Raw genomic sequence first — 21,392 nt, 5'->3', positions numbered from 1 at the left:
CTCATTTCAGATGTAACATACACACAATGAATTCCCCAAATTACTAAAGCTTGCTACAAGCAATGTTTAATATTTCTCTTCCTTTTATCCTATTCGACAATATGAAGAAAAAACCATTTTTCATCTATTAACAGAAGGTGTTCTTTATGAAATTTTTTTACAATTTACTTCATTCCCTTCATAGCAATATTCAGTATGGCTCACTCGTTCTCTACTCATACGAAAGAATATTTTGACGTAAGAAAAAGTTTGCCTTATAGTCAAATTTGACTATAATATTCTTTATGGCATATCAGTGCACTTATGGAAAAGAAATTAAAATCAACTATACATTAAAATTTTTTATCCACTGCACTCAAAACTTAATATAGTTTACTTATTTCTAAAGGAGGGTTATATTTGGAAACTCAACCATTAAAAAAAGAAGCCAACAAGACAAAATTTGTTGTTGCTGGTTTACTGCTTGGTATATTAATGGCCGCAATGGATAATACAATCGTTGCAACCGCAATGGCAACAATCGTTGGAGACCTAGGAGGATTTGATAAGTTTGTTTGGGTCACATCAGCTTATATGGTAGCAACAATGGCAGGGATGCCTATCTTCGGGAAACTTTCTGATATGTACGGACGGAAACGTTTTTATATTGGTGGCCTCATTCTTTTCTTATTCGGTTCTGCGCTCTGCGGAACAGCTTCAAGTATTGAGCAATTAAGTATTTATAGAGCTATTCAAGGTATCGGTGGTGGTGCCCTTATGCCTATCGCCTTCACAATTATGTACGATATCTTCCCACCAGAAAAACGTGGAAAGATGACAGGACTATTCGGTGCTGTTTTCGGGACATCTAGTGTATTCGGTCCTTTATTAGGTGCTTATATTACAGACTATATAAGTTGGCATTGGGTCTTCTATATTAATATTCCATTAGGACTTATCTCCTTTTTCTTCATTACTAAATACTACAGTGAGTCTCTAGAATTTAGAAAACAAAAAATTGATTGGGCTGGTGCTATTACACTTGTCATAAGTATCGTTTGCTTAATGTTCGCATTAGAACTTGGTGGTAAAGAATATGCCTGGAATTCTACTGTAATTATTGGCTTATTTACAACAGTAGTTATTACGCTTATTATTTTCTTCTTTGTAGAACGAAAAGCAACCGAGCCTATTATTTCGTTCCATCTATTTAAAAAACCTTTATTCGCAGCTAGTCAAGGAGTTGCCTTTTTCTATGGTGCCGCTTTTATTATCTGTACAGTTTATATTCCAATCTTCATTCAAGGCGTTCTTGGAGGTTCCGCCTCTAATGCTGGATTAATTTTAACACCAATGATGGTTGGTTCTGTAATTGGAAGTCAAACCGGAGGACAATTAGCGTCTCGAACAAGCTATCGTAACATTATGATGGTATCTGGTTTCTTCTTCGTTCTTGGTATTTATTTATTAAGTACTTTAACAATGGACACACCTCGTTTACTCGTAACACTATTTATGATTCTCGCTGGGCTTGGTGTTGGTTTCTCATTCTCAGTATTAAGTATGTCTTCTATTCACAAGTTGGAAATGCGGGACCGTGGTTCGGCGACATCAACAAACTCATTCTTCCGATCACTCGGTATGACTCTTGGTGTAACGATTTTCGGTACAATTCAAAATCATATTTTTACAGATAAACTAAACTCTGTATTTCCCCCTGAACTAGCAAAATTAGCTCCAAAAGGCGGAGACACAAGTTTCTTATTATCACCAGGCGCTACCGCAAAAATTCCTGCTGAAATATTAGCGGGTATTAAAGAAGCTCTCGCTACATCTATTGCGAATACATTCTTCTGGGCACTCATCCCGGCTGTACTAAGTATTATTTGTATTTTACTTATGGGAAATGAACGCCTCTTTACAGGCCCTAAAAAGAAAGAAAAACAAAAGCAAGTTAGTTAATATAAAAAAGAAGCGGCATATTCCTTTATGAAAAAGGATATGCCGTTTATAATATGTATAAAGTGAAACTTTAATCAGTGGGGGGTGTTCATCCCCCACTGATTATTAGCCCTCACCAATCGGGCTTTTACGGGCAGTTAATCCCCACCTAACTTCTTTGCTTCCGCTGAATTTTTGGGTGGGGATCTTACTGGATAAAGTTTTTATATACAGGAGTTGAGACAGCATGAGCATGAAATTAGTCATTCTCGGCTTGCTACTCGAAGGAGATAAACATCCATATGAAGTGCAGCATATTATGAAAGAACGACAAATGGATTGTTACATTAAATATGCTAAAGGATCACTTTATTACGCCTTCGAGCAATTAGAAAAGCAAGGCGCAATTCATATTACAAATGTAATTAGAGACACAAATCGACCTGACAAAACGATTTTTCATATAACAGAAGAAGGCAAAAAACTATTCCACACTTTACTATTAAAACAATTCGAAGCCAAAAACCAAATATATAAACCTATTTATTCGGCCTTATCTTTCGCTCACTTTAGCAATGATCACGAATTAGTTCCTATTTTAGAAAAAAAGAAAAACGATACTCTTCAATATTTACATACTATGCAAACGATATATGATTGTAATAAAGGAAAGGTTCCACGTGCACAACTATATATTTTGCAAAGTGTAATTGAGCATATTACAGTTGAATTACAATGGCTAAACACCCTCCTTAAAGATGCTATAGCAGGCCGACTTTCAGAAGTTGCTATAGATGAAAATTGAGCTATGAAAGAAGGCATCCCTACTTCTTTCATAGCTCAATTTCTCTTTTTATACTGTAATATTATTAGTTAATCCAGGATGAAAAGTCATAATAATAAGAAATAAAAACTTTTGAATTTTCTTATTTCAAAACAGTAGACAAAATTCCAAAAATTGTGTTAGAATTTGTTTCAATATCATATCGCTTGTTAAATTCCTTTCAAAAGGAAAATAGGTACACGAAAGTTTCGTTTCGTGTTTAAAAGGGAAGCTTGGTGAAACTCCAACACGGTCCCGCCACTGTAAATGCTGAGATTTCTTTTTGGTGCCACTGTGAAAACGGGAAGGTGAAAGAAATTATATGAAGCATAAGTCAGGAGACCTGCCTGTTTTAACAACACTGATAGATTCACGGATGATGATGAGGTGTTAAAACAAAAAGGAAGGCTTATTTTCTATGTCTTTGTACTTTTTGTTATAGGTATTTCCTAGTAAACGGAAATGCTTACTTTCAATTAGGGAGGAATTTAAAATGGCAATTCAAACAAGTAACTTAGGTTATCCACGTATCGGACTACAACGAGAGTGGAAAAAAACATTGGAAGCTTTTTGGTCCAATAAAATCGATGAAGAACAATTTTTAACAACAATGAAAGAAATTCGCCTTCAACACGTAAAAGTACAGCAAGAAAAAGGGATTGAACTCATTCCAATTGGCGACTTTACATATTATGATCACGTTTTGGATACTGCCTATATGCTAGGATTTATTCCATCACGTTTTTCTGAGTTTACATCTTACCTTGATGTATATTTCGCAATGGCGCGTGGCTCTAAAGATCACGTAGCTTCCGAAATGACAAAATGGTTTAACACAAACTATCACTATATCGTTCCTGAATATGAAGAGGGATTACAAATCTCTTTAAAAGATAATCGCCCACTTCGCTTATACGAAGAGGCAAAACAAGAATTAGGAGTAGATGGAAAGCCTGTTATTTTAGGACCATATACTTTCTTAAAATTAGCTAAAGGCTATACACAAGAACAATTTCCTAACATTTTAAAACAGTTAGTTGCACCATACGTACAACTGCTTTCAGAACTACATGCAGCTGGGGCACAAGCCATTCAAGTTGATGAACCGATTTTCGCTTCTTTAACTAAAAAAGAAGTTCAACAAGCAAAAGAAATTTATGAAGCTATTCGTAAAGAAGTTCCAAATGCGACTCTTCTTTTACAAACATATTTTGATAGCGTAGAAGAAAACTATGAAGAAATTATTACATTCCCGGTATCCGGTATTGGATTAGATTTCATTCATGGTAAAGAAGGTAATCTAAATGCTATTTCAAAATATGGATTCCCAACTGATAAAACTTTAGCTGTCGGTTGTATAGATGGCCGTAACATTTGGAGAGCTGACCTTGATGAAGTTCTTGAGTTATTTACAACGTTACAAAAACAAGTCCAAACGAAAGATATCATCGTTCAGCCTTCTTGTAGCTTATTGCATACACCAATCGATAAAACAGAAGAAACTCACTTATCGACTGAGCTGTTTGATGCGTTAGCATTTGCAAATCAAAAATTAGAAGAGTTAGTTCTTATTCATTCCGCTCTCACTCAAGGTACAGAAAGCATTAGTAATGAGCTGGAAACATATCGAAACGTACATCATACAATTCGTTCATCTGCTGCACGTAACCGAGAAGATGTCAAAGCAGCACGAACAGCACTAAAAGAAGAAGATTTTTCACGTCCTCTTCCATTTGAAAAACGATACGAATTACAACAAGTTGCTCTAGAGTTACCGCTATTACCAACAACGACTATTGGTAGCTTCCCGCAAACAACTGAAGTTCGTCAAACGCGAAAAGAATGGCGTAACGGTGTTATTTCAAATGACCAATATGAACAATTTATTGAAAAAGAGACAGAAAAATGGATTCGTTACCAAGAAGAAATTGGGCTTGATGTACTTGTACATGGTGAATTTGAAAGAACTGACATGGTCGAATATTTTGGTGAGCGCCTTGCTGGTTTCTCATTCACTAAAAACGGTTGGGTACAATCATACGGTTCCCGCTGCGTAAAACCACCTGTTATTTATGGTGATGTAGCCTTTATTAACGGCATGACTATTAAGGAAACAGTTTATGCACAAAGCTTAACAGAGAAAGTTGTAAAAGGAATGTTAACCGGACCTGTTACAATTTTAAATTGGTCCTTCGTTCGAAATGATATTCCAAGAAAAGAAGTTTCGTATCAAATTGCACTAGCTCTTCGTCACGAAATTGAACTACTTGAATCTTCTGGAATTAGAGTAATCCAAGTCGATGAGCCCGCACTTCGTGAAGGAATGCCACTAAAAGAAAAAGATTGGGATGCTTATATTACATGGGCAATACAATCCTTCCTTTTAGCAACTTCTTCTGTAGCAAATGAAACACAAATTCATACTCATATGTGTTACAGTAACTTCGAAGATATTGTTGACGCGATTCGCGCATTAGATGCAGATGTAATTTCTATCGAAACATCAAGAAGTCACGGAGAATTTATTGATACATTAAAACATACAACATATGAAAAAGGCATTGGCCTAGGTGTATATGATATTCATAGCCCACGTGTACCGAGTAAAGATGAAATGTATAAAATCGTAGAACAATCTTTAGAAGTATGTGATCCTAAATATTTCTGGATTAATCCCGATTGTGGTTTAAAAACGAGAAGAACAGAAGAAGTTATTCCAGCTTTAGAACATATGGTGCAAGCAGCGAAAGATGCTCGTTCCCTTTTAAAAACAAACGCATAACAAAAATGGGTTATCCTTTTCTCAGGATAACCCATTTTTTATTCTTTACTTTCAAAAAAGAATTCATATTGTATTTTATATAATTCATCATCCGTTGGCTCTTCAAGAGGAATTGCTTGTAATACAACTGTATACTCACCATTTGGAATAGGTATTTGAAATTTATTAGAAAGAATACTCGTTATAACGATACTTTCATTTTCAACTGTAAAAGGAACCGTAATCGTTCTAACTACTTCTTCTTTTTCAATATGTTTCCCTGGGGTCACTTTCACTTCACAAGTATAATCAGAAAGTGCTTCAAAAATAACAGTTCCATCTGCCTTAGCATAACCTCTTTCAAAATCTTCATCAGTCCAATCTACATAAGGCTGCTCACCGTCATAGTTCATCAACATTAATTGCGAATAAGAAATCGTTAACTCCATAGTTCCCCTTCTCCTTCATTATGAAATATACAACTACTACTTCACTTCAAATTTTACTCGCGTACCATCTGGGTATTTATCTAACTTATTCCCTACCCAAGAGCCTGCTCCGCGGTTATCCGCCGGACTTATATATTCAATATGTGCTCCTTTTCCGCCTTCCTTGCACATCGCCATTGGCCATTCATCACGATCATACCCTTTTTTTGATGGATATGGTGCTAACGACAATTTCCTTCTATCTGCAGCACCACCACGATCGATTGTACAAACTTCTGAATGCCCTTCTTTTATAGCATCCGTAATATGTTTTCCTGTCTCTGGATAACGTTCTTTCGGAAATTCTAACACTTGATCATACGTATTCGTTTTCTTTACACTTGTTTCCTCTGGCACAAGTACTTCATAAACTGCTACTAAAATAGACAGAATTGCGATAATTGAAATGATAATACCTTTTAATTGCTTCATGTATACCTCCATGTTTCTACCAGTTTCTTTTCCTCCGTTATTATAACAAACTTCTCCTGTATATGTTTTCAGACATTATTTTAGTTATTCCTTGCCATTCCGCCAAAAATTTTCATTTTTTCACTAATGCTGTAGAAAACTAATAGCCTTCCGACATTCTTTTTCAAAGGAAGTCCTCATAAAAGATTGAAATGATATATACGATACTTTTTGGGGAGGAAATATGATGGAAGCTACCTATAAAACGAAAGATGTCACGAATAAAACAGGCATCCCAAAACATATAGTTCGCAAATATAGTCAGCTGTTAGAGGAACATGGTTATATGATTTCCAAAACAGCTGATGCTCGTATTTATAAACTTGATGATTTAAAACTATTGAAATCTATACACGAAAGAGCTGCTACATTACAAGAAGATATTTCAGAAACGATACCGATTATTTTAAAAGAAAAAGAGGCCCCACCTGTACCAGTTATACAAGATAAGCAAGAGATACAAACGAAAGAAAAAGAAGATGGGCGTAACTTTGAGGAGTTCATGTTAAAACTTGAAATGCTAGCTCAATTAAATGAAGCAATTATTCATCAAAATTCTACTCTAATTACACAAAATCGTTTAAAGGATGAGAAACTAGACGAATTGATGCAACAAGTTTATGTAAAAGAAGGCTCTCAAGAAAAAATGCTTCAAGAGTTAGTCGATCACGCCGCTCAAACAGATGCACTGCAAAAAGAAAAGATGGACTTATTAATGAATCATATGTATAAACGAGAATCCAAACAGGAAGAAAAAATGAATAAACTTGTTAGTCAAATTTATAACAAAGACAGTAACCGTGATGCACAGCTTATGCAAGTTATTCGAGAAATTCAAGAAACAAAAAGAATGGTTGCTGCCTCAAAAGAGCAAAGCTTCTTTCAATCATTTAAAAGTTTATTTAGCAGAGCAAAACAAGAAAAAACAAATGAATAAACAATATAAAATAAAAAGTTACCTTTCATCGGTAACTTTTATTCCTTATTTTGTACAGCTGGTAATATAATAATTGCTTCAGTGCCTTTTCCACTTTCACTCTTATATTCCAATGTACCATTATGCGCTTGTAAAATACTAAATGTTACCATAAGTCCTAATCCTGTCCCTTTTTCTTTTAAAGAATAATATGGTTGCCCAAGCCTTGCTAACTGTTCTTTCGTCATACCAACACCACTATCTTTAACTCTTATTATGATTGTTTCATCTTTTTGAATAGCTGTTACTTTTAAATATCCTTTATTTCCTTGAATTGCTTCAATACCATTTTTAACAACATTCATAATAGCTTGCTTCAATTTTGTCTTATCACCAATCGTATAAAGACTTTCTGAAATTTCAACTTGTAAATATACACCTTGCATCGCTGCAAATGACGACATAAGAGTGGTCATTTCTATTAATTGGGCTGATAAACAAATGTGTTCTTTTTTCTCAATTTGCGGCCTTGCTAAATTTAAGTAATCTGAAATAATTTGTTCCGCCCGATCCAATTCAGCTAATACGAGACGCATATAATCCTTATTCTTCACATCTTCCGTACTTTCTAGCAATTGGATAAATCCACGAACAACAGTTAGTGGATTTCGAACTTCATGTGCCACACTTGCTGCTAACTCACTTACAATATTAAGCTTTTCTGATTTTTGCATCTCTGTACGTAGCAATGCATTTTCATTTAAATATTCAGTTAAATACACCTGGAATACCATTGTCATGACCATAATAAGCGAGGCAAATATAAATCCGCTATATATTTGCGAAATATACGGTGTAAATCCTGTTTCCAAAAGAACATTAATCATGCCTAATACTAAAGAAACAAGCACATAAAATGATGAAATCATAAATGCTAAAATTAATTTCTTATCCCTTGAAAAAAGAGACCATTTCTTTGATAAAAATAGCGGAACTATCAATAAAAATATTACTTCTAAAACTGGAAGAAAGCTCATTCCCTTTAGTAACCATTCATATGCAACAAAAATAACCGCTGGGATTAAACCAACAATCCCACCATATAAAAAACCACTGACAATTGGAATGGGGTGAAAGTTATACCCACACACATTGCCAAAACAAATAGAGTATGTCATGGAGAGAACGAGCGTAACGCTAGATAAAAACATAATAAAGTAACGATTTGGCTTCGGAGGCATTTCTTGATAGCGATTTAAACGAATCGCTTCATATAAAAATAGTGGCAAAATTATGATGGCAATTTGAATCAATAAATCACGGATAAGCTCCATAACCTCTCATCCCCTATATGTATTTTGATATGATTATATCATTTTATAGGTGTATTTGTTTTAAAATTTTGATTTTTCTTAACATATTTGTTAATTCTTTGTTAACAACTCATAATAATTGTTACAGATTTTCGAAATGATTGTAAACCCTGTACCAAATTTCCTTCGTGCAGTATACAATGAATACGGATTACAAAGAAAATATAAAAATACTTTTTTAGACGGACAATTATAGCAAAATACAGCATATAATCCATACTATCTATGTTTACAAATAAGTGATCATTACTTTAGTAGGAGGAAGATAAATATGGCGGGTACTACGCTTGTTTTAAAAGAAGAAAATTTGGTTGTTCTAGAAAATGTTGAAAAATCAGTATATGAAGAGTTACAGCATAAAGCGGGAGATGAAAACTGCACATGTGCTGTAAACGAATCAGTCGTTCACCTTGGCAAGGTATCCTCTGTACTCTGGAATGAAGATGAAATAGATTGGGAATACGGATATTAAAAAGTCGCTTATAGCGGCTTTTTTTCTCTTTTCTCTCTCTTTCTAAATAACATATACAAAGCGTAATCATAGAAAATATGATAAAATGAACTTAATTTTCAAACGGAAGAAAGGGAGATACAATGGAACAATTCATTAACCCTAGAGTGAAGGACATCCAAATTTCTGGAATCCGTCAGTTCTCTAACATGATTCAAAACTATGATAATTTGATTTCTTTAACAATTGGACAACCCGATTTCCCTACACCTTCTCTCGTGAAAGAAGCGGCTAAACGGGCTATTACAGAAAACTATACAAGCTATACACATAACGCTGGTTTACTAGAATTACGTAAGGCAGCTTGTAACTTCGTAAAAGATAACTACGATTTACATTATTCACCTGAAAACGAAACCATCGTTACAATCGGTGCTAGCGAAGCAATTGATGTTGCATTCCGAACGATTTTAGAGCCAGGAACAGAAGTAATTTTACCTGCTCCTATTTATCCAGGCTACGAACCTATTATTCGATTATGCGGTGCAACGCCTATTTTTGTAGATGTTCGTGAAACTGGATTTCGTTTAACAGCTGAAGCGCTTAAAAATGCTATTACAGAAAAAACAAGATGCATCGTACTACCGTATCCTTCTAACCCAACCGGTGTAACTTTATCAACAGAAGAGCTAAAAGATATTGTAGATGTTTTAAAAGATAAAAATATTTTCGTCCTTTCAGATGAAATTTATAGCGAGCTTGTATATGAACAAAAGCATACATCTATCGCTCATTTCCCAGAAATGCGTGAAAAAACAATTGTCATTAACGGTTTATCTAAATCACATTCTATGACTGGCTGGCGTGTTGGACTTTTATTTGCACCAAGTTATTTAGCAGGACACATATTAAAAGTTCATCAATACAATGTAACGTGTGCTACTTCAATCGCTCAATACGCTGCAATTGAAGCATTAACAGCAGCTAAAGACGCACCAAAAATGATGCGCCACCAATATAAAAAACGCCGTGATTACGTATATAATAGACTCACTCAAATGGGATTAACAGTTGAAAAGCCAACAGGTGCATTTTACTTATTCCCATATGTTGGTCATTTGACATCTTCATCATTTGATTTTGCACTTGATCTTGTCAAAGAAGCGGGACTAGCTGTAGTTCCTGGAACAGCATTCTCTGAATACGGTGAAGGCTACCTTCGCTTGTCCTATGCGTATAGTATCGAAACTTTAAAAGAAGGCTGCGACCGATTAGAAGCCTTTCTAATGAAAAAAGCTAAGAGTTAAACTCTTAGCTTTTTTATGCATAATGATCACAAGTTTGACGTTTTAGTAATTTATGAGGAATAATGATACACTTTGCAGTGGATTCTGCATTCTCTACTTTATCAACTAAAGCTTTTGCTGCCTCATATCCTAGCTGATAAATATTCACATCAACTGTCGAAAGTGGAGGGCTCGCAATTTCTGATAATAAAGCATTATTAAAGCTTACAATAGAAACATCTTTCGGTACAACGAATCCTTTTTTAGAAAGAGCACTTAACACACCAAGTCCAATTAAGTCATCCGTTGCCATAATTGCCGTTGGCGGTTGCTGCAGTCCCATTAATTCCTCAACAGCTTGTTGACCACTTTCCCTCGAAAAATCAAAATGTAAAATATATTCTTTTGGTAATACAATGTCTGCTAATTTCAAGGCATCACTCATACCAGCTAAACGATCTCTCGTTACAAGTAAATCTGATCCACCACCAATGAACGCGATTTGCTTATGCCCTAATGAAATTAAATATTCTGCCACTTCTCTTGCAGCTGTATAATTGTCATTATCTACATATGTAATTTCATCTTTTCGATCATATGGTTTTCCTATTAAAACAAACGGGAAATTTTGTTCATGTAAATATTGAATAATCCGATCATTCTCCCTTGAATATAAAAGAATAATGCCACCAATTTGGCGTCCCTGTACCATCTTTACGACACCATTAAAAATTTCTTCTTCCGTTTCACCTGTCGACATGTAAAGCGCATAACCTTCTACGTGTGCAAATGAACTAATCCCTCTTATAACTTCTGGGAAAAATGGATTTTGAAAAGCTTTACTTGCAGAACTTGGCATAACAAGACCAAGTGTTTTCGTCGTTTGGTTCGCAAGATTTCTCGCATTTAAATTGGGATGATACCCTAATTCACTCATCACTTTCCTAACACGGCGCTTTGTCTTTTCACTTATACTTGGATTATCAGCAATTACACGAGAAACTGTTGATGGTGCAACATTCGCTTGCTTCGCCACATCTTTAATTGTAACTGTCATAAAAATCCCCCTCCTCTCATTTCTCTGCCATTTTTCATATATTTTATCTCGCACTCATTGCAAGTCATAAACTTTCATTTCTTATATCTTGCAAAACTAATCCTATTCTCCCTCTTCATGTATTGTAAGGGATATAGCTATTTTTTCCTATACTATAATATACTATTTATTTCACTTCTTTTCACATGTGATGTCAAATCTCTTTTCATCTCCCTATAAACTTATTTATAGGGAGATGAAAAGAAAAATGGGACGTAATGTCCCATTTTTCATCCTTTTGTACCTCCAGCTGTTAAACCAGAAATAAAGTATTTTTGTAGTGATAGGAATAAAATTGAAATTGGGATCGCAATTAACACAGAACCCGCTGCAAACGTTGTAAATTCATTACCGAATTTCTTCGCAACCATTTCATATAATCCAACTGCTAAAGTATAATTTTCTGGTGTTCGCAAAATAATACTCGCTAAAATGAAATCTGTAAATGGACCAATGAAAGTAAATAACGCTACAACCGCTACGATTGGCTTTGCAAGTGGCATAATGATTTGCCAAAAAATACGAAAATGTCCTGCTCCATCCATTCGAGCTGATTCATCCAGTTCTTTCGGAATCGTATCAAAATACCCTTTCATAAGCCATGTATTCATCGGAATAGCCCCGCCTACATAAATTAAAATTAATGCAAGGTGTGTATCAATTAATCCTGTTAATTGAGCTAATACGTATAAAGCAATTAACGCTGCAAAGTTTGGAATCATTTGCAGAATTAAAAATGTTAATAAACCATTTTTTCTTCCAACAAAACGATATCTCGAAAATGCATAAGCGGTAAAACTAATTGCTAACACTGAGAAAATCATCGTTAAAACACTTACTTTTAATGTGTTTTTATACCATAGTAAGTAATTACTATTCTCTAGATCTAATAACTTACGATAATGATCTAACGTTGCATTTTGTGGAATAATACTTGATCCAGATAAACTATCACCTGGATTAAACGATGAGCCAATAATCCATAATAACGGATAGAAAATGATGGCACACATTACGAAAATAACTAAATAACTTAATGAGAGACGTAACATCTTCTGTCTTTTAATATTCATTTACATCATATCCTCTTCTTGGAATGATTTTGTTCTCTTAAATTGCCATAACGCAACTGTAATAACAATTAACGATAATATCATTGTAAGAGCTGCTGCTTTTCCGTACTGCGCTGAAGTCATCGTTAACTTATAAATCCATGAAATTAAAATATCCGTTCCACCTGCGTCTTGTCCAGCTACAGCAGGACCTCCACCATTAAATAGATAGATGATACTAAAGTTATTAAAGTTAAACGTATATTGCGTAATTAATATTGGTGCTGTTGCATATAACACAAGTGGCAATGTAATTTTACGAAACTGTTGCCAAGCTGTCGCTCCATCTACTGTAGCCGCTTCATATAATTCTCCCGGAATCGATTGCAGTATACCTGTTGTCATCGCAAAGATAAACGGGAACCCAAGCCACGTTTGAATCATAATTAAAGCAATCTTCGCCCAAAATGGATCTGTCATCCAAGCAATCTTTTCAATTCCGAATAAAGCTAATACTTGATTGTTAATCGCTCCGAATGTTTCATTAAACATACCAGAGAAAACAAGAATAGATACGAATGCTGGAACCGCCCACGGTAAAATGAAGATTGTTCGAATAATCGCCTTTCCTTTAATACCAGGCTGATTTACGATAATCGCTAAGAAAATACCAAGTGCAACTTGTAATGTTGTTGCAACGAATGTCCAAATGACAGTCCAAGAGAATACACTTACAAATGTCTCTCTCCACATCGGTAAAGTGAAAATATCAATAAAGTTTTTAAAGCCCACCCAATCTACTAATTTAGCTGGAGGAGAATGATATAAATCATAGTTTGTAAATCCAATTAAAATTACGAAGATGATTGGAAATACGACCACAAAGATAAGTAGTAGAAAACCTGGTGAAACCATTAAATAAGGAAAACCTTGATCTAACAAATTACGATATTGCTCTTTTACAGAATTTAACGGTGTTCCGCTATCACGTTTCTTTCCATTTTGGTATGCATCATATAAGTTAAATGCATATATGCCTAGCCCAAAAGCGATAACGATAAGGGCCAAGATTCCTTCTACTAATAGAAAGACAGAATGGTCACGTGGAACTTCTGTACCAAGCGTTACAATACCCCATAATCCCATATTTAATAAATCAGCAAAGGCTACAATAAAAGAACCTGTTAATACTAGAAAAATAAGACCTTTTACAAATTGTTTATTATACATTTGGCCCACGCCTGGAATGATTGATAACATGGTTGCCATTTTCCTATGCTTTGAATGGTTTAACCCATTTGCTGGTTCCATAGATGTTTGCATGTTCCTTCCCCCTTTTTTCTTCCTACATGGAAGGGAGAGAATTCGTGCCTCTCATATTAGAGGCACGAATTTCACCTTATTTTTTCTTGTTATGATTTGCCTCAATATTACCTTTAATTTGTTTCACTGCACTATCAAGCGCCGCTTTTGGTGCCTCTTTATCTGTAACAACTAATTGAAGCGCATCTCCAGCTGGTTTCCAAACTTCTTGCATTTCTGGAATGTTTGGCATTGGAATTCCATTTTCAGATTGCGTTGCAACTGCTTTTGCAGCTTCGTTATCTTTAATAATTGGATCTTCCATTACTGATTTTACTGGAGGAATTTCTTTTGTTTTCTCAAATCGAATTTTTGCGTTTTCTTCATTTGTTACCCACTCAGTGAATTTTGTAGCTAAATCATTTTGTTTAGAGAAACTTGTTACATGCCATCCTTTAACCCCAACAAACGTTTTCATTGGTTGACCATTTGGTAATTTCGGCATTGGAGCAACGCCATAATCAATCCCGTTCTTTTCCATTGCTTGGAACGCCCATGGGCCATTCATGATAGAAGCTGCTTTTCCTTCATTGAATAGTCCATCAGCAGCAGGCCCACCTGATTCACCGATAATACCTTTTGGGAATAATTTTTCCTTGTACCATTTTTGAAGATATTCAGCACCTTGTACTGCTCCACTATTATTTAATCCAACATCACTTGCATTTGGCTTTCCATCTTTTTCACCAAATACATAACCGCCCATACCTGCCATGAATGCATTAGCAAAGTAGAAGTTATCTCCTAATGCTAAAAATCCGTACTTGCCATCTTTCGTAAATTCTTTTGAGAAGTTAAACAGCTCGTCCATCGTTTCTGGCGCTTTTGGCATTAGTTTTTTATTGTAAATAAAGACTGGTGTCTCAATTGCTTTTGGTAAACCATATAATTTTCCGTTATATGTCTGTGCTTCTATTGATGAATTAGTAAATTTACTCTTTACAGCATCATCTGCTTTCACTTCAGAAAGTAAACCTTCTGTTACTGCATTTCCGATTTGATCGTGTGGCAATGTTACAACATCTGGTCCAGTCCCCGCTGGCCCATCAAGGCGTAACTTCTTCACTTGATCTGTCATTTGCATTTCAACAACTTTTACTTTTACTTTATATTTTTCCTCAAAGCTTTTCACTGCTGGTTCTAAACCAACACCTTTTTTATCATCTTCCCAAACAAGAAGATCATAGTCTTTTTTCGCTTTACTTTCCTCTTTTTTCCCTGAATCTTTCGGTCCACATGCAGATAACATACCAATAGATAATGCTGAAACCGTTAATAATGATAATGCTTTCTTCATCCCAAAAACCTCCCTAAATTGTCTATGTACCTCATTAACTGAAAACGTTTGCATTTAATAGTTTAATTGAAGCGCAAACAATATCTCAATCTATGAAAACGTTTGCGCTATTTGTCTATCATTATACATTCTTTTATTCATTTTGCAAATATTAATTTAAAAATTATGTCATTATACTCTTTATACATTGACTTTATATAAAATGAATACTACTCTTATAAGCAATATTAAAGCTACGAGAAAGGCAATCGTTTGCAATACAGGCTTTATTATTACACTTAAGGGAATACTATGTATAGAGATATTGAAGGGGGATTTTCTATATGTTTAAAGAAGCCATTTATCATAGGCCGAAAGATAATTATGCATACGCTTATGATGAACAAACAATTCACATCCGAGTACGTACTAAGAGAGATGATATTCAAAGCGCCGATCTTATTTACGGTGATCCTTACGAATGGAAAGACGGGAAATGGATATCAGCAAGTACACCCATGAAAAAAACGGGTTCTACTGCATTATTTGATTATTGGTCCATTGCAATCGAACCAAAATTTAAGCGCTTACGTTATGGGTTTGAATTAAAATCTGAAACAGACACTCTTATTTATGCAGAGCGAGGATTCTTTTCTAGCATTCCAAATGATGATGTTGGTAACTTTTTCTGTTTTCCATTTATTCATGCAGATGATGTATTCAAAGCACCATCTTGGATTAAAGACACCATTTGGTATCAGATTTTCCCTGAGCGATTCGCTAATGGCGATAGTACGCTGAATCCAGAAAACACCCTTCCTTGGGGAAGTGCGAATCCAACTCCAACTAATTTTTTCGGCGGAGATTTTTCTGGTGTTATTCAAAACCTTGATTACCTTGTTAAGCTTGGCATTTCCGGAATATATTTCACACCTATTTTCAAAGCTCATTCAAACCATAAATATGACACAATTGACTATATGGAAATTGACCCACAATTTGGGACGAAAGAAACTTTTAAAGAGCTCGTTGAAGAATGTCATAAGCACGGTATAAAAGTAATGCTCGATGCTGTGTTTAATCATAGTGGATACTTTTTCGAGAAATTTCAAGACGTACTAGAGAATGGTGAGAAGTCCGCATATAAAGAGTGGTTCCACATTCATGAATTTCCGATTATAACCGAACCACTTCCAAATTATGATACTTTCGCCTTTACACCGTATATGCCTAAATTAAATACAGCTCATCCAGATGTAAAAGAATACTTACTTGAAGTAGGACGTTATTGGGTACGAGAATTCAATATAGATGGCTGGCGCCTTGATGTCGCCAATGAAGTCGATCACAACTTTTGGAGAGAATTCCGAACTGAAATAAAGACACTAAATCCTGAAGTATATATTTTGGGAGAAATTTGGCACGATGCCCTTCCGTGGCTACAAGGCGATCAATTTGATGCTGTCATGAGCTATCCTGTTACAAATGCTCTACTTTCTTACTTTGCTAACGATTCCATTAAAGCAAGTGAATTCATGAAGCAAATTACAGAATCTCTACATTCCTACTCTATGAATGTAAATGAAGCAGCATTTCATTTATTAGACAGCCATGATACTCCAAGAATTTTAACAACATGCAACGGAGATAAAAATAAGTTGAAATTGCTCTATGTATTCCATCTTTCTTTCATCGGCTCTCCTTGTATTTATTACGGGGATGAAATTGGTATGGATGGCGGCATGGACCCTGATTGCCGTAAATGTATGATTTGGGATACTAAAGAACAAGATCATGCATTATTTACCCATATACAAACATTGATTTTATTACGTAAACAACATAAAGCATTTGGAGGACATGGTACTTTTCAATTCATCGAAGCAAATGATGAACATAATTATATTTCTTATACGAAAACATATGAGGATGAAACTATCTTTTTCGTTTTAAACTCTACTAATAGTGAAGTTACAGTTTCACTCCCTCTTCATGTTACTGGTAAGAAAATAATTAACATTTATACAAACGAAGAATTTTCAGCGGAAGCAAGTGTATTACAAGTTACACTTCCTCCATATGGATTCTCCATATTAAAATGGTAATCCAAAAAAGCCTTATGCCAAGTTCGAAATGGCATAAGGCTTTTTCTTATTTCAATTTGAACACTATCGCTTCATACGGACGTAATGGAATGTTATCTATTGATCCGATTTCTACATCGTAATTGTGTATAAATAACTCTGATTCACTATAACTAATATCCTTAGGCATTTCAAATACACTTTCATCCGCAGTAAAGTTTGCAATGACAAGTAGTTTTTCATCTCCATATGTTCTTACATAAGCAAAAATAGAAGGGTCATTATCTAATATTAAATCATATGATCCATACACAACTATTTCATTATTTTTGCGTAGTTCAATTAATTTCTTATAGTAATAAAAAATTGAACCTTCATCTTGGATTGCTTGTTTCACATTAATCTCTTTATAGTTAGGATTTACAGTAATCCAAGGTTCACCTTTTGTAAATCCAGCGTGATTCTGATCATTCCACTGCATCGGAGTTCTAGCATTATCACGACCCTTTATATAAATAGATTCCATTACTTTTTCTATATCTTCACCATGGTCTATCACTTTTTCTTTATACATATTTAACGTTTCAATATCTCGATATTCATCAATTGATTGGAATCGAACGTTCGTCATTCCAATTTCCTCTCCTTGATAAATATATGGCGTTCCTTTCATCATATGAAGAACTGTCGCTAACATTTTTGCTGATTCAATGCGATACATTCCATCATTACCAAAACGAGATACAACGCGAGGCTGATCATGATTATTCCAATAAAGGCTATTCCATCCGGTATGCTCTAATGCTTTTTGCCACTTTGTTAAATTCTCTTTTAAAGTAAGAAGTGAGCATGGTTTTACATCCCACTTTCCACCTTCTCCTGAATCTAAATCCATATGTTCAAATTGGAATACCATTTGCAACTCTTTTCGTTCTTCTCCAGTATACAATTTCGCTTCTTCTGTCGTTACACCAGGCATTTCACCAACCGTCATAATATCATAATGCGATAATACTTCCTCATTCATTTCATGTAAATATTTATGAATGTTTGGACCGTTCATAAAATGCTTATGACCTGAAACATACCCCTCTTCTTCTGTTTCAACAGCTGGTAATCCCTCTTCTTTAGAAATAAAATTAATAACATCCATACGGAAGCCATCAATTCCTTTTTCTAACCAAAACTTCATCATTTCATAAACATCTTGTCTTACCTTTTCATTATCCCAATTTAAATCTGGCTGTTTTTTAGAAAACAGATGTAAATAATATTCATCCGTCATTTCATCATACTGCCATGCAGATCCACTAAAAGCAGCTCCCCAGTTGTTCGGTTCTTTCCCTTCTTTTCCAGGGCGCCATATATAGTAATCTCTATATTTATTATCTTTTGATTTACGTGATTCAATAAACCAATTATGTTCATCCGAAGTATGATTAACAACTAAGTCCATCATAAGTTTCATATTACGTTCATGCATTTCATGTAATAGCTCATCCCAATCTTCCATTGTTCCGAACTCGTTCATAATTTTACAATAATCGCTTATATCATAACCATTATCATCATTTGGAGATTCATAGACTGGTGATAACCAAATCACATCAATCCCTAACTCTTTTAAGTAATCTAGCTTTGAAATAATCCCTTGAAGATCTCCTATACCATCACCATTACTATCCATAAAGCTACGAGGATAAATTTGATATACTACACTTTCTTTCCACCATTGTTTTTCCATTATGCTACCCCATTTCATTCATCATTCATTTTTCTCTTTTTTAAGGCGCAAACGTTTTCATTAATGAATGATAACAGATTCTATCTCAATTTAAAATAGCGCTTACAATTTTTATTGTTCTTTTTCTAAGAAAACATATGAAAACCACTAATAAATCTCCAATAAATGAAAACGTTTTATTTTTTTATTTATTTTTTGAATCTATTCGTTTATAATGAACTCAAAGAAAACGTTTGCATAATTATTTCTAGGGGGAAATACCATGGCAGAACTTAAATTAGAAAACATTTATAAAATATATGATAATAACGTAACAGCTGTAACTGATTTTAATTTACACATTCAAGATAAAGAATTTATTGTATTTGTCGGTCCTTCTGGATGCGGAAAATCTACAACATTACGAATGGTAGCTGGACTTGAAGATATTTCAAAAGGCGAGTTTTCAATTGATGGTAAACTAATGAATGATGTTCCTCCAAAAGATCGAGATATCGCTATGGTATTCCAAAACTACGCTCTTTATCCACATATGAGTGTATATGATAATATGGCATTTGGATTAAAACTTCGAAAAATACCAAAAGATGAAATCGATCGTCGTGTGAAAGATGCAGCAAAAATTTTAGGTCTTGAACAATATTTAGATAGAAAACCGAAAGCATTATCAGGTGGACAGCGCCAACGTGTTGCGTTAGGTAGAGCAATCGTTCGAGATGCAAAAGTTTTCTTAATGGATGAACCATTATCAAACTTAGATGCTAAACTCCGTGTTGCAATGCGCTCAGAAATTTCTAAGCTACATCATCGCCTTGGAACAACAACAATTTATGTAACACATGACCAAACAGAAGCAATGACTATGGCTTCGCGTCTTGTCGTTATGAAGGATGGAAAAATCCAACAAATTGGAACTCCAAAAAAAGTATACGAAACGCCAGAAAACATTTTCGTGGGTGGATTTATCGGCTCACCAGCGATGAATTTCTTCCGTGGTAAATTGACTGAAACCGATTTCGTTATAGACAATACTATAAAAATTAAAGTATCTGAAGGAAAAATGAAGATGCTACGTGAACAAGGCTATGTAAATAAGGAAATTGTTTTAGGTATTCGCCCAGAGGACATTCATGATGAACTACTATTTTTAGAAGCTTCGCAATCTACTGCCTTCACAACAAAAATTGAAGTCGCTGAATTATTAGGTGCTGAATCCATTTTATATATGAAACTTGGAAATCAAGATTTTGCAGCACGTGTAGATGCAAGACATACATTTTCACCTGGTGATCAAATTAAATTAGCATTTGATATGAATAAAGCACATTTCTTTGATAACCAAACTGAACAACGTATTCGCTAAAAAATTTATCTTTACTATACACATACAAAAAAACCGTCCACATATATTGAGGGCGGTTTTTATTATTATACTAGGGCTTCTACTGTATGAAATGATTGTCCTTTTGTGCTAATAATACCGAAAATCGGTAAATCACTAAGCACCACTTCTTCTTGCTGTTTCATAAAAGATGACGTTAATTGTTTTATCTCTATCCAAACGTCATTAATACAAAGTACATTGGAATCGTTCTCTTGTTGGCGAGAAAAAATAGAATCTATTTTATATAAACCTGCATTTTGAAAAAGCATATCAATGCGACTGAATGCATTCAAAGTAATGCTAATAACGCGTTGCCAATCTCCTTGCTTGCCCATATCATAGGATACAAAAAGTGCCTCTCCGCCTAGATTCATAATTTCCTCCACTGTTGCTTGTCCACTCTCTTGATCAATGTCCGTCACAATAACTTTTGCGCCTTGTTTAGCCAACAAAAGAGCTGTATTACGTCCAATACCGATGCCACCGCCAGTTACGATAGCAACTTTTCCTGCAAGCTTCATTTTCATTACCCCTTCTATAAGTCTTACCGTCATTCAGTATACTCCTTTATAAGATTAATCTGCAAGCAAGAAAAATTGCTATTTTACTTGTAAACGTTTACTTTTTATCCTTCTTTTTTCTTATTATTACGCTGATCGAAAACTAAACCGATGAAAATTAAAATCCCCCAAAAGATTACACTACCTCCAGTCATTTTAATCTCCCCCTTATTATATAAAGTGAAATTTTAATCAGCCCCAATATGGCGGAATAAAGATATTATTTTTAATCATTATATCATTTTCTTAATTTTCAATCTATTATAAATAGAATTAACACATTTTAGCTTTTCCTTACTGTAAACATTCCCCATATACTTATAAAATCAAAAAGACCCTTTTATA

General features: G+C 34.6%; 18 protein-coding genes and 1 riboswitch. Of the genes, 8 read left to right on the top strand and 10 right to left on the bottom strand.

What is annotated here, in order from left to right; all coding sequences use genetic code 11:
• The first annotated feature begins 399 nt into the window (after positions 1-399).
• From B9A45_RS09395 to metE, 3 genes are all read left to right on the top strand, one after another.
• Positions 400-1,941: an MDR family MFS transporter gene (locus tag B9A45_RS09395; protein WP_000449909.1), complete on the top strand. Its 1,542-nt coding sequence runs from the start codon at positions 400-402 to the stop codon at positions 1,939-1,941.
• Between the two features lie 226 nt (positions 1,942-2,167).
• Positions 2,168-2,725 carry a PadR family transcriptional regulator gene (locus B9A45_RS09390; RefSeq protein WP_000062063.1) on the top strand — a complete coding sequence of 186 codons (558 nt, stop codon included), beginning with the start codon at positions 2,168-2,170 and terminating at the stop codon, positions 2,723-2,725.
• Positions 2,726-2,920: 195 nt separating this feature from the next.
• A riboswitch (cobalamin riboswitch) is annotated at positions 2,921-3,109 on the top strand.
• A 127-nt stretch (positions 3,110-3,236) separates the two neighbouring features.
• Positions 3,237-5,525: a 5-methyltetrahydropteroyltriglutamate--homocysteine S-methyltransferase gene (gene metE, locus B9A45_RS09385; protein WP_084064005.1), complete on the top strand. Its 2,289-nt coding sequence runs from the start codon at positions 3,237-3,239 to the stop codon at positions 5,523-5,525.
• A 38-nt stretch (positions 5,526-5,563) separates the two neighbouring features.
• On the opposite strand, the gene comJ is transcribed toward metE, so the two are convergent.
• Positions 5,564-5,953 carry a competence protein ComJ gene (gene comJ, locus B9A45_RS09380; RefSeq protein WP_000424030.1) on the bottom strand — a complete coding sequence of 130 codons (390 nt, stop codon included), beginning with the start codon at positions 5,951-5,953 and terminating at the stop codon, positions 5,564-5,566.
• Positions 5,954-5,989: 36 nt separating this feature from the next.
• Positions 5,990-6,424, bottom strand: coding sequence for a DNA-entry nuclease (gene nucA, locus B9A45_RS09375; RefSeq protein ID WP_000811494.1), 435 nt, complete (start codon positions 6,422-6,424; stop codon positions 5,990-5,992).
• Between the two features lie 226 nt (positions 6,425-6,650).
• Here nucA and B9A45_RS09365 point away from each other — a divergent pair, with 226 nt between their 5' ends.
• On the top strand, positions 6,651-7,400 hold the full coding sequence (locus B9A45_RS09365) for a DUF3967 domain-containing protein (RefSeq protein WP_000388471.1): 750 nt from the start codon (positions 6,651-6,653) through the stop codon (positions 7,398-7,400).
• A 38-nt stretch (positions 7,401-7,438) separates the two neighbouring features.
• Here the strand turns inward: B9A45_RS09365 and kinB are convergent, their stop codons facing one another.
• A complete protein-coding gene (kinB, locus tag B9A45_RS09360; RefSeq protein WP_000420369.1) occupies positions 7,439-8,713 on the bottom strand; it encodes a sporulation sensor histidine kinase KinB in 1,275 nt (424 codons plus the stop codon).
• A 310-nt stretch (positions 8,714-9,023) separates the two neighbouring features.
• Between kinB and B9A45_RS09355 the strand changes: the two genes are divergently transcribed.
• Together B9A45_RS09355 and B9A45_RS09350 are read left to right on the top strand one after the other, a co-directional pair.
• Positions 9,024-9,224: a hypothetical protein gene (locus B9A45_RS09355; protein WP_000929277.1), complete on the top strand. Its 201-nt coding sequence runs from the start codon at positions 9,024-9,026 to the stop codon at positions 9,222-9,224.
• A gap of 122 nt (positions 9,225-9,346) precedes the next feature.
• Positions 9,347-10,510, top strand: coding sequence for an aminotransferase A (locus tag B9A45_RS09350; RefSeq protein ID WP_000434578.1), 1,164 nt, complete (start codon positions 9,347-9,349; stop codon positions 10,508-10,510).
• Positions 10,511-10,523: 13 nt separating this feature from the next.
• Here B9A45_RS09350 and malR read toward each other — a convergent pair whose 3' ends face one another.
• From malR to B9A45_RS09330, 4 genes are all read right to left on the bottom strand, one after another.
• Complete coding sequence (malR, locus tag B9A45_RS09345; protein ID WP_000219053.1) at positions 10,524-11,546, bottom strand: maltose operon transcriptional repressor MalR; 1,023 nt, start codon at positions 11,544-11,546, stop codon at positions 10,524-10,526.
• A 269-nt stretch (positions 11,547-11,815) separates the two neighbouring features.
• Positions 11,816-12,658, bottom strand: a complete 843-nt coding sequence (malD, locus tag B9A45_RS09340) for a maltosaccharide ABC transporter permease MalD (protein WP_001022608.1) — start codon at positions 12,656-12,658, stop codon at positions 11,816-11,818.
• Positions 12,659-13,960, bottom strand: a complete 1,302-nt coding sequence (malC, locus tag B9A45_RS09335) for a maltosaccharide ABC transporter permease MalC (protein WP_001194996.1) — start codon at positions 13,958-13,960, stop codon at positions 12,659-12,661.
• 76 nt (positions 13,961-14,036) lie between these two features.
• Positions 14,037-15,296 carry an extracellular solute-binding protein gene (locus tag B9A45_RS09330; RefSeq protein WP_000709923.1) on the bottom strand — a complete coding sequence of 420 codons (1,260 nt, stop codon included), beginning with the start codon at positions 15,294-15,296 and terminating at the stop codon, positions 14,037-14,039.
• Between the two features lie 323 nt (positions 15,297-15,619).
• Between B9A45_RS09330 and B9A45_RS09325 the strand changes: the two genes are divergently transcribed.
• Positions 15,620-17,380: an alpha-glycosidase gene (locus tag B9A45_RS09325; protein ID WP_084064004.1), complete on the top strand. Its 1,761-nt coding sequence runs from the start codon at positions 15,620-15,622 to the stop codon at positions 17,378-17,380.
• A gap of 46 nt (positions 17,381-17,426) precedes the next feature.
• Here the strand turns inward: B9A45_RS09325 and malL are convergent, their stop codons facing one another.
• A complete protein-coding gene (gene malL / locus B9A45_RS09320; protein WP_000415178.1) occupies positions 17,427-19,103 on the bottom strand; it encodes an oligo-1,6-glucosidase in 1,677 nt (558 codons plus the stop codon).
• A gap of 262 nt (positions 19,104-19,365) precedes the next feature.
• On the opposite strand from malL, the gene ugpC reads away from it, so the two are divergent.
• On the top strand, positions 19,366-20,466 hold the full coding sequence (ugpC, locus tag B9A45_RS09315) for an ABC transporter ATP-binding protein (RefSeq protein WP_084064003.1): 1,101 nt from the start codon (positions 19,366-19,368) through the stop codon (positions 20,464-20,466).
• 65 nt (positions 20,467-20,531) lie between these two features.
• On the opposite strand, the gene B9A45_RS09310 is transcribed toward ugpC, so the two are convergent.
• Both B9A45_RS09310 and B9A45_RS09305 read right to left on the bottom strand, forming a co-directional pair.
• Positions 20,532-21,041 (bottom strand): SDR family NAD(P)-dependent oxidoreductase, encoded by a 510-nt coding sequence (locus B9A45_RS09310; protein ID WP_000218410.1) that lies wholly within the window; start codon positions 21,039-21,041, stop codon positions 20,532-20,534.
• 71 nt (positions 21,042-21,112) lie between these two features.
• Positions 21,113-21,202, bottom strand: a complete 90-nt coding sequence (locus B9A45_RS09305; protein ID WP_000145650.1) for a hypothetical protein — start codon at positions 21,200-21,202, stop codon at positions 21,113-21,115.
• Positions 21,203-21,392 lie beyond the last annotated feature (190 nt).

The organism is Bacillus sp. JKS001846 (genome assembly GCF_900176455.1).
GTDB classification, from domain to species: Bacteria; Bacillota; Bacilli; order Bacillales; family Bacillaceae_G; genus Bacillus_A; species Bacillus_A cereus.
This window is presented reverse-complemented; position numbering and strand designations above follow the sequence as displayed.

What these genes read in the sequence shown, in the direction of transcription:
- B9A45_RS09390 (WP_000062063.1), top strand. Translation starts at nt 2,168, where the DNA reads ATGAGCATGAAATTAGTCATTCTCGGCTTGCTACTCGAAGGAGATAAA.
- metE (WP_084064005.1), top strand. Translation starts at nt 3,237, where the DNA reads ATGGCAATTCAAACAAGTAACTTAGGTTATCCACGTATCGGACTACAA.
- comJ (WP_000424030.1), bottom strand. Translation starts at nt 5,953, where the DNA reads ATGGAGTTAACGATTTCTTATTCGCAATTAATGTTGATGAACTATGAC.
- nucA (WP_000811494.1), bottom strand. Translation starts at nt 6,424, where the DNA reads ATGAAGCAATTAAAAGGTATTATCATTTCAATTATCGCAATTCTGTCT.
- B9A45_RS09365 (WP_000388471.1), top strand. Translation starts at nt 6,651, where the DNA reads ATGGAAGCTACCTATAAAACGAAAGATGTCACGAATAAAACAGGCATC.
- kinB (WP_000420369.1), bottom strand. Translation starts at nt 8,713, where the DNA reads ATGGAGCTTATCCGTGATTTATTGATTCAAATTGCCATCATAATTTTG.
- B9A45_RS09355 (WP_000929277.1), top strand. Translation starts at nt 9,024, where the DNA reads ATGGCGGGTACTACGCTTGTTTTAAAAGAAGAAAATTTGGTTGTTCTA.
- B9A45_RS09350 (WP_000434578.1), top strand. Translation starts at nt 9,347, where the DNA reads ATGGAACAATTCATTAACCCTAGAGTGAAGGACATCCAAATTTCTGGA.
- malR (WP_000219053.1), bottom strand. Translation starts at nt 11,546, where the DNA reads ATGACAGTTACAATTAAAGATGTGGCGAAGCAAGCGAATGTTGCACCA.
- malD (WP_001022608.1), bottom strand. Translation starts at nt 12,658, where the DNA reads ATGAATATTAAAAGACAGAAGATGTTACGTCTCTCATTAAGTTATTTA.
- malC (WP_001194996.1), bottom strand. Translation starts at nt 13,960, where the DNA reads ATGCAAACATCTATGGAACCAGCAAATGGGTTAAACCATTCAAAGCAT.
- B9A45_RS09330 (WP_000709923.1), bottom strand. Translation starts at nt 15,296, where the DNA reads ATGAAGAAAGCATTATCATTATTAACGGTTTCAGCATTATCTATTGGT.
- B9A45_RS09325 (WP_084064004.1), top strand. Translation starts at nt 15,620, where the DNA reads ATGTTTAAAGAAGCCATTTATCATAGGCCGAAAGATAATTATGCATAC.
- malL (WP_000415178.1), bottom strand. Translation starts at nt 19,103, where the DNA reads ATGGAAAAACAATGGTGGAAAGAAAGTGTAGTATATCAAATTTATCCT.
- ugpC (WP_084064003.1), top strand. Translation starts at nt 19,366, where the DNA reads ATGGCAGAACTTAAATTAGAAAACATTTATAAAATATATGATAATAAC.
- B9A45_RS09310 (WP_000218410.1), bottom strand. Translation starts at nt 21,041, where the DNA reads ATGACGGTAAGACTTATAGAAGGGGTAATGAAAATGAAGCTTGCAGGA.
- B9A45_RS09305 (WP_000145650.1), bottom strand. Translation starts at nt 21,202, where the DNA reads ATGACTGGAGGTAGTGTAATCTTTTGGGGGATTTTAATTTTCATCGGT.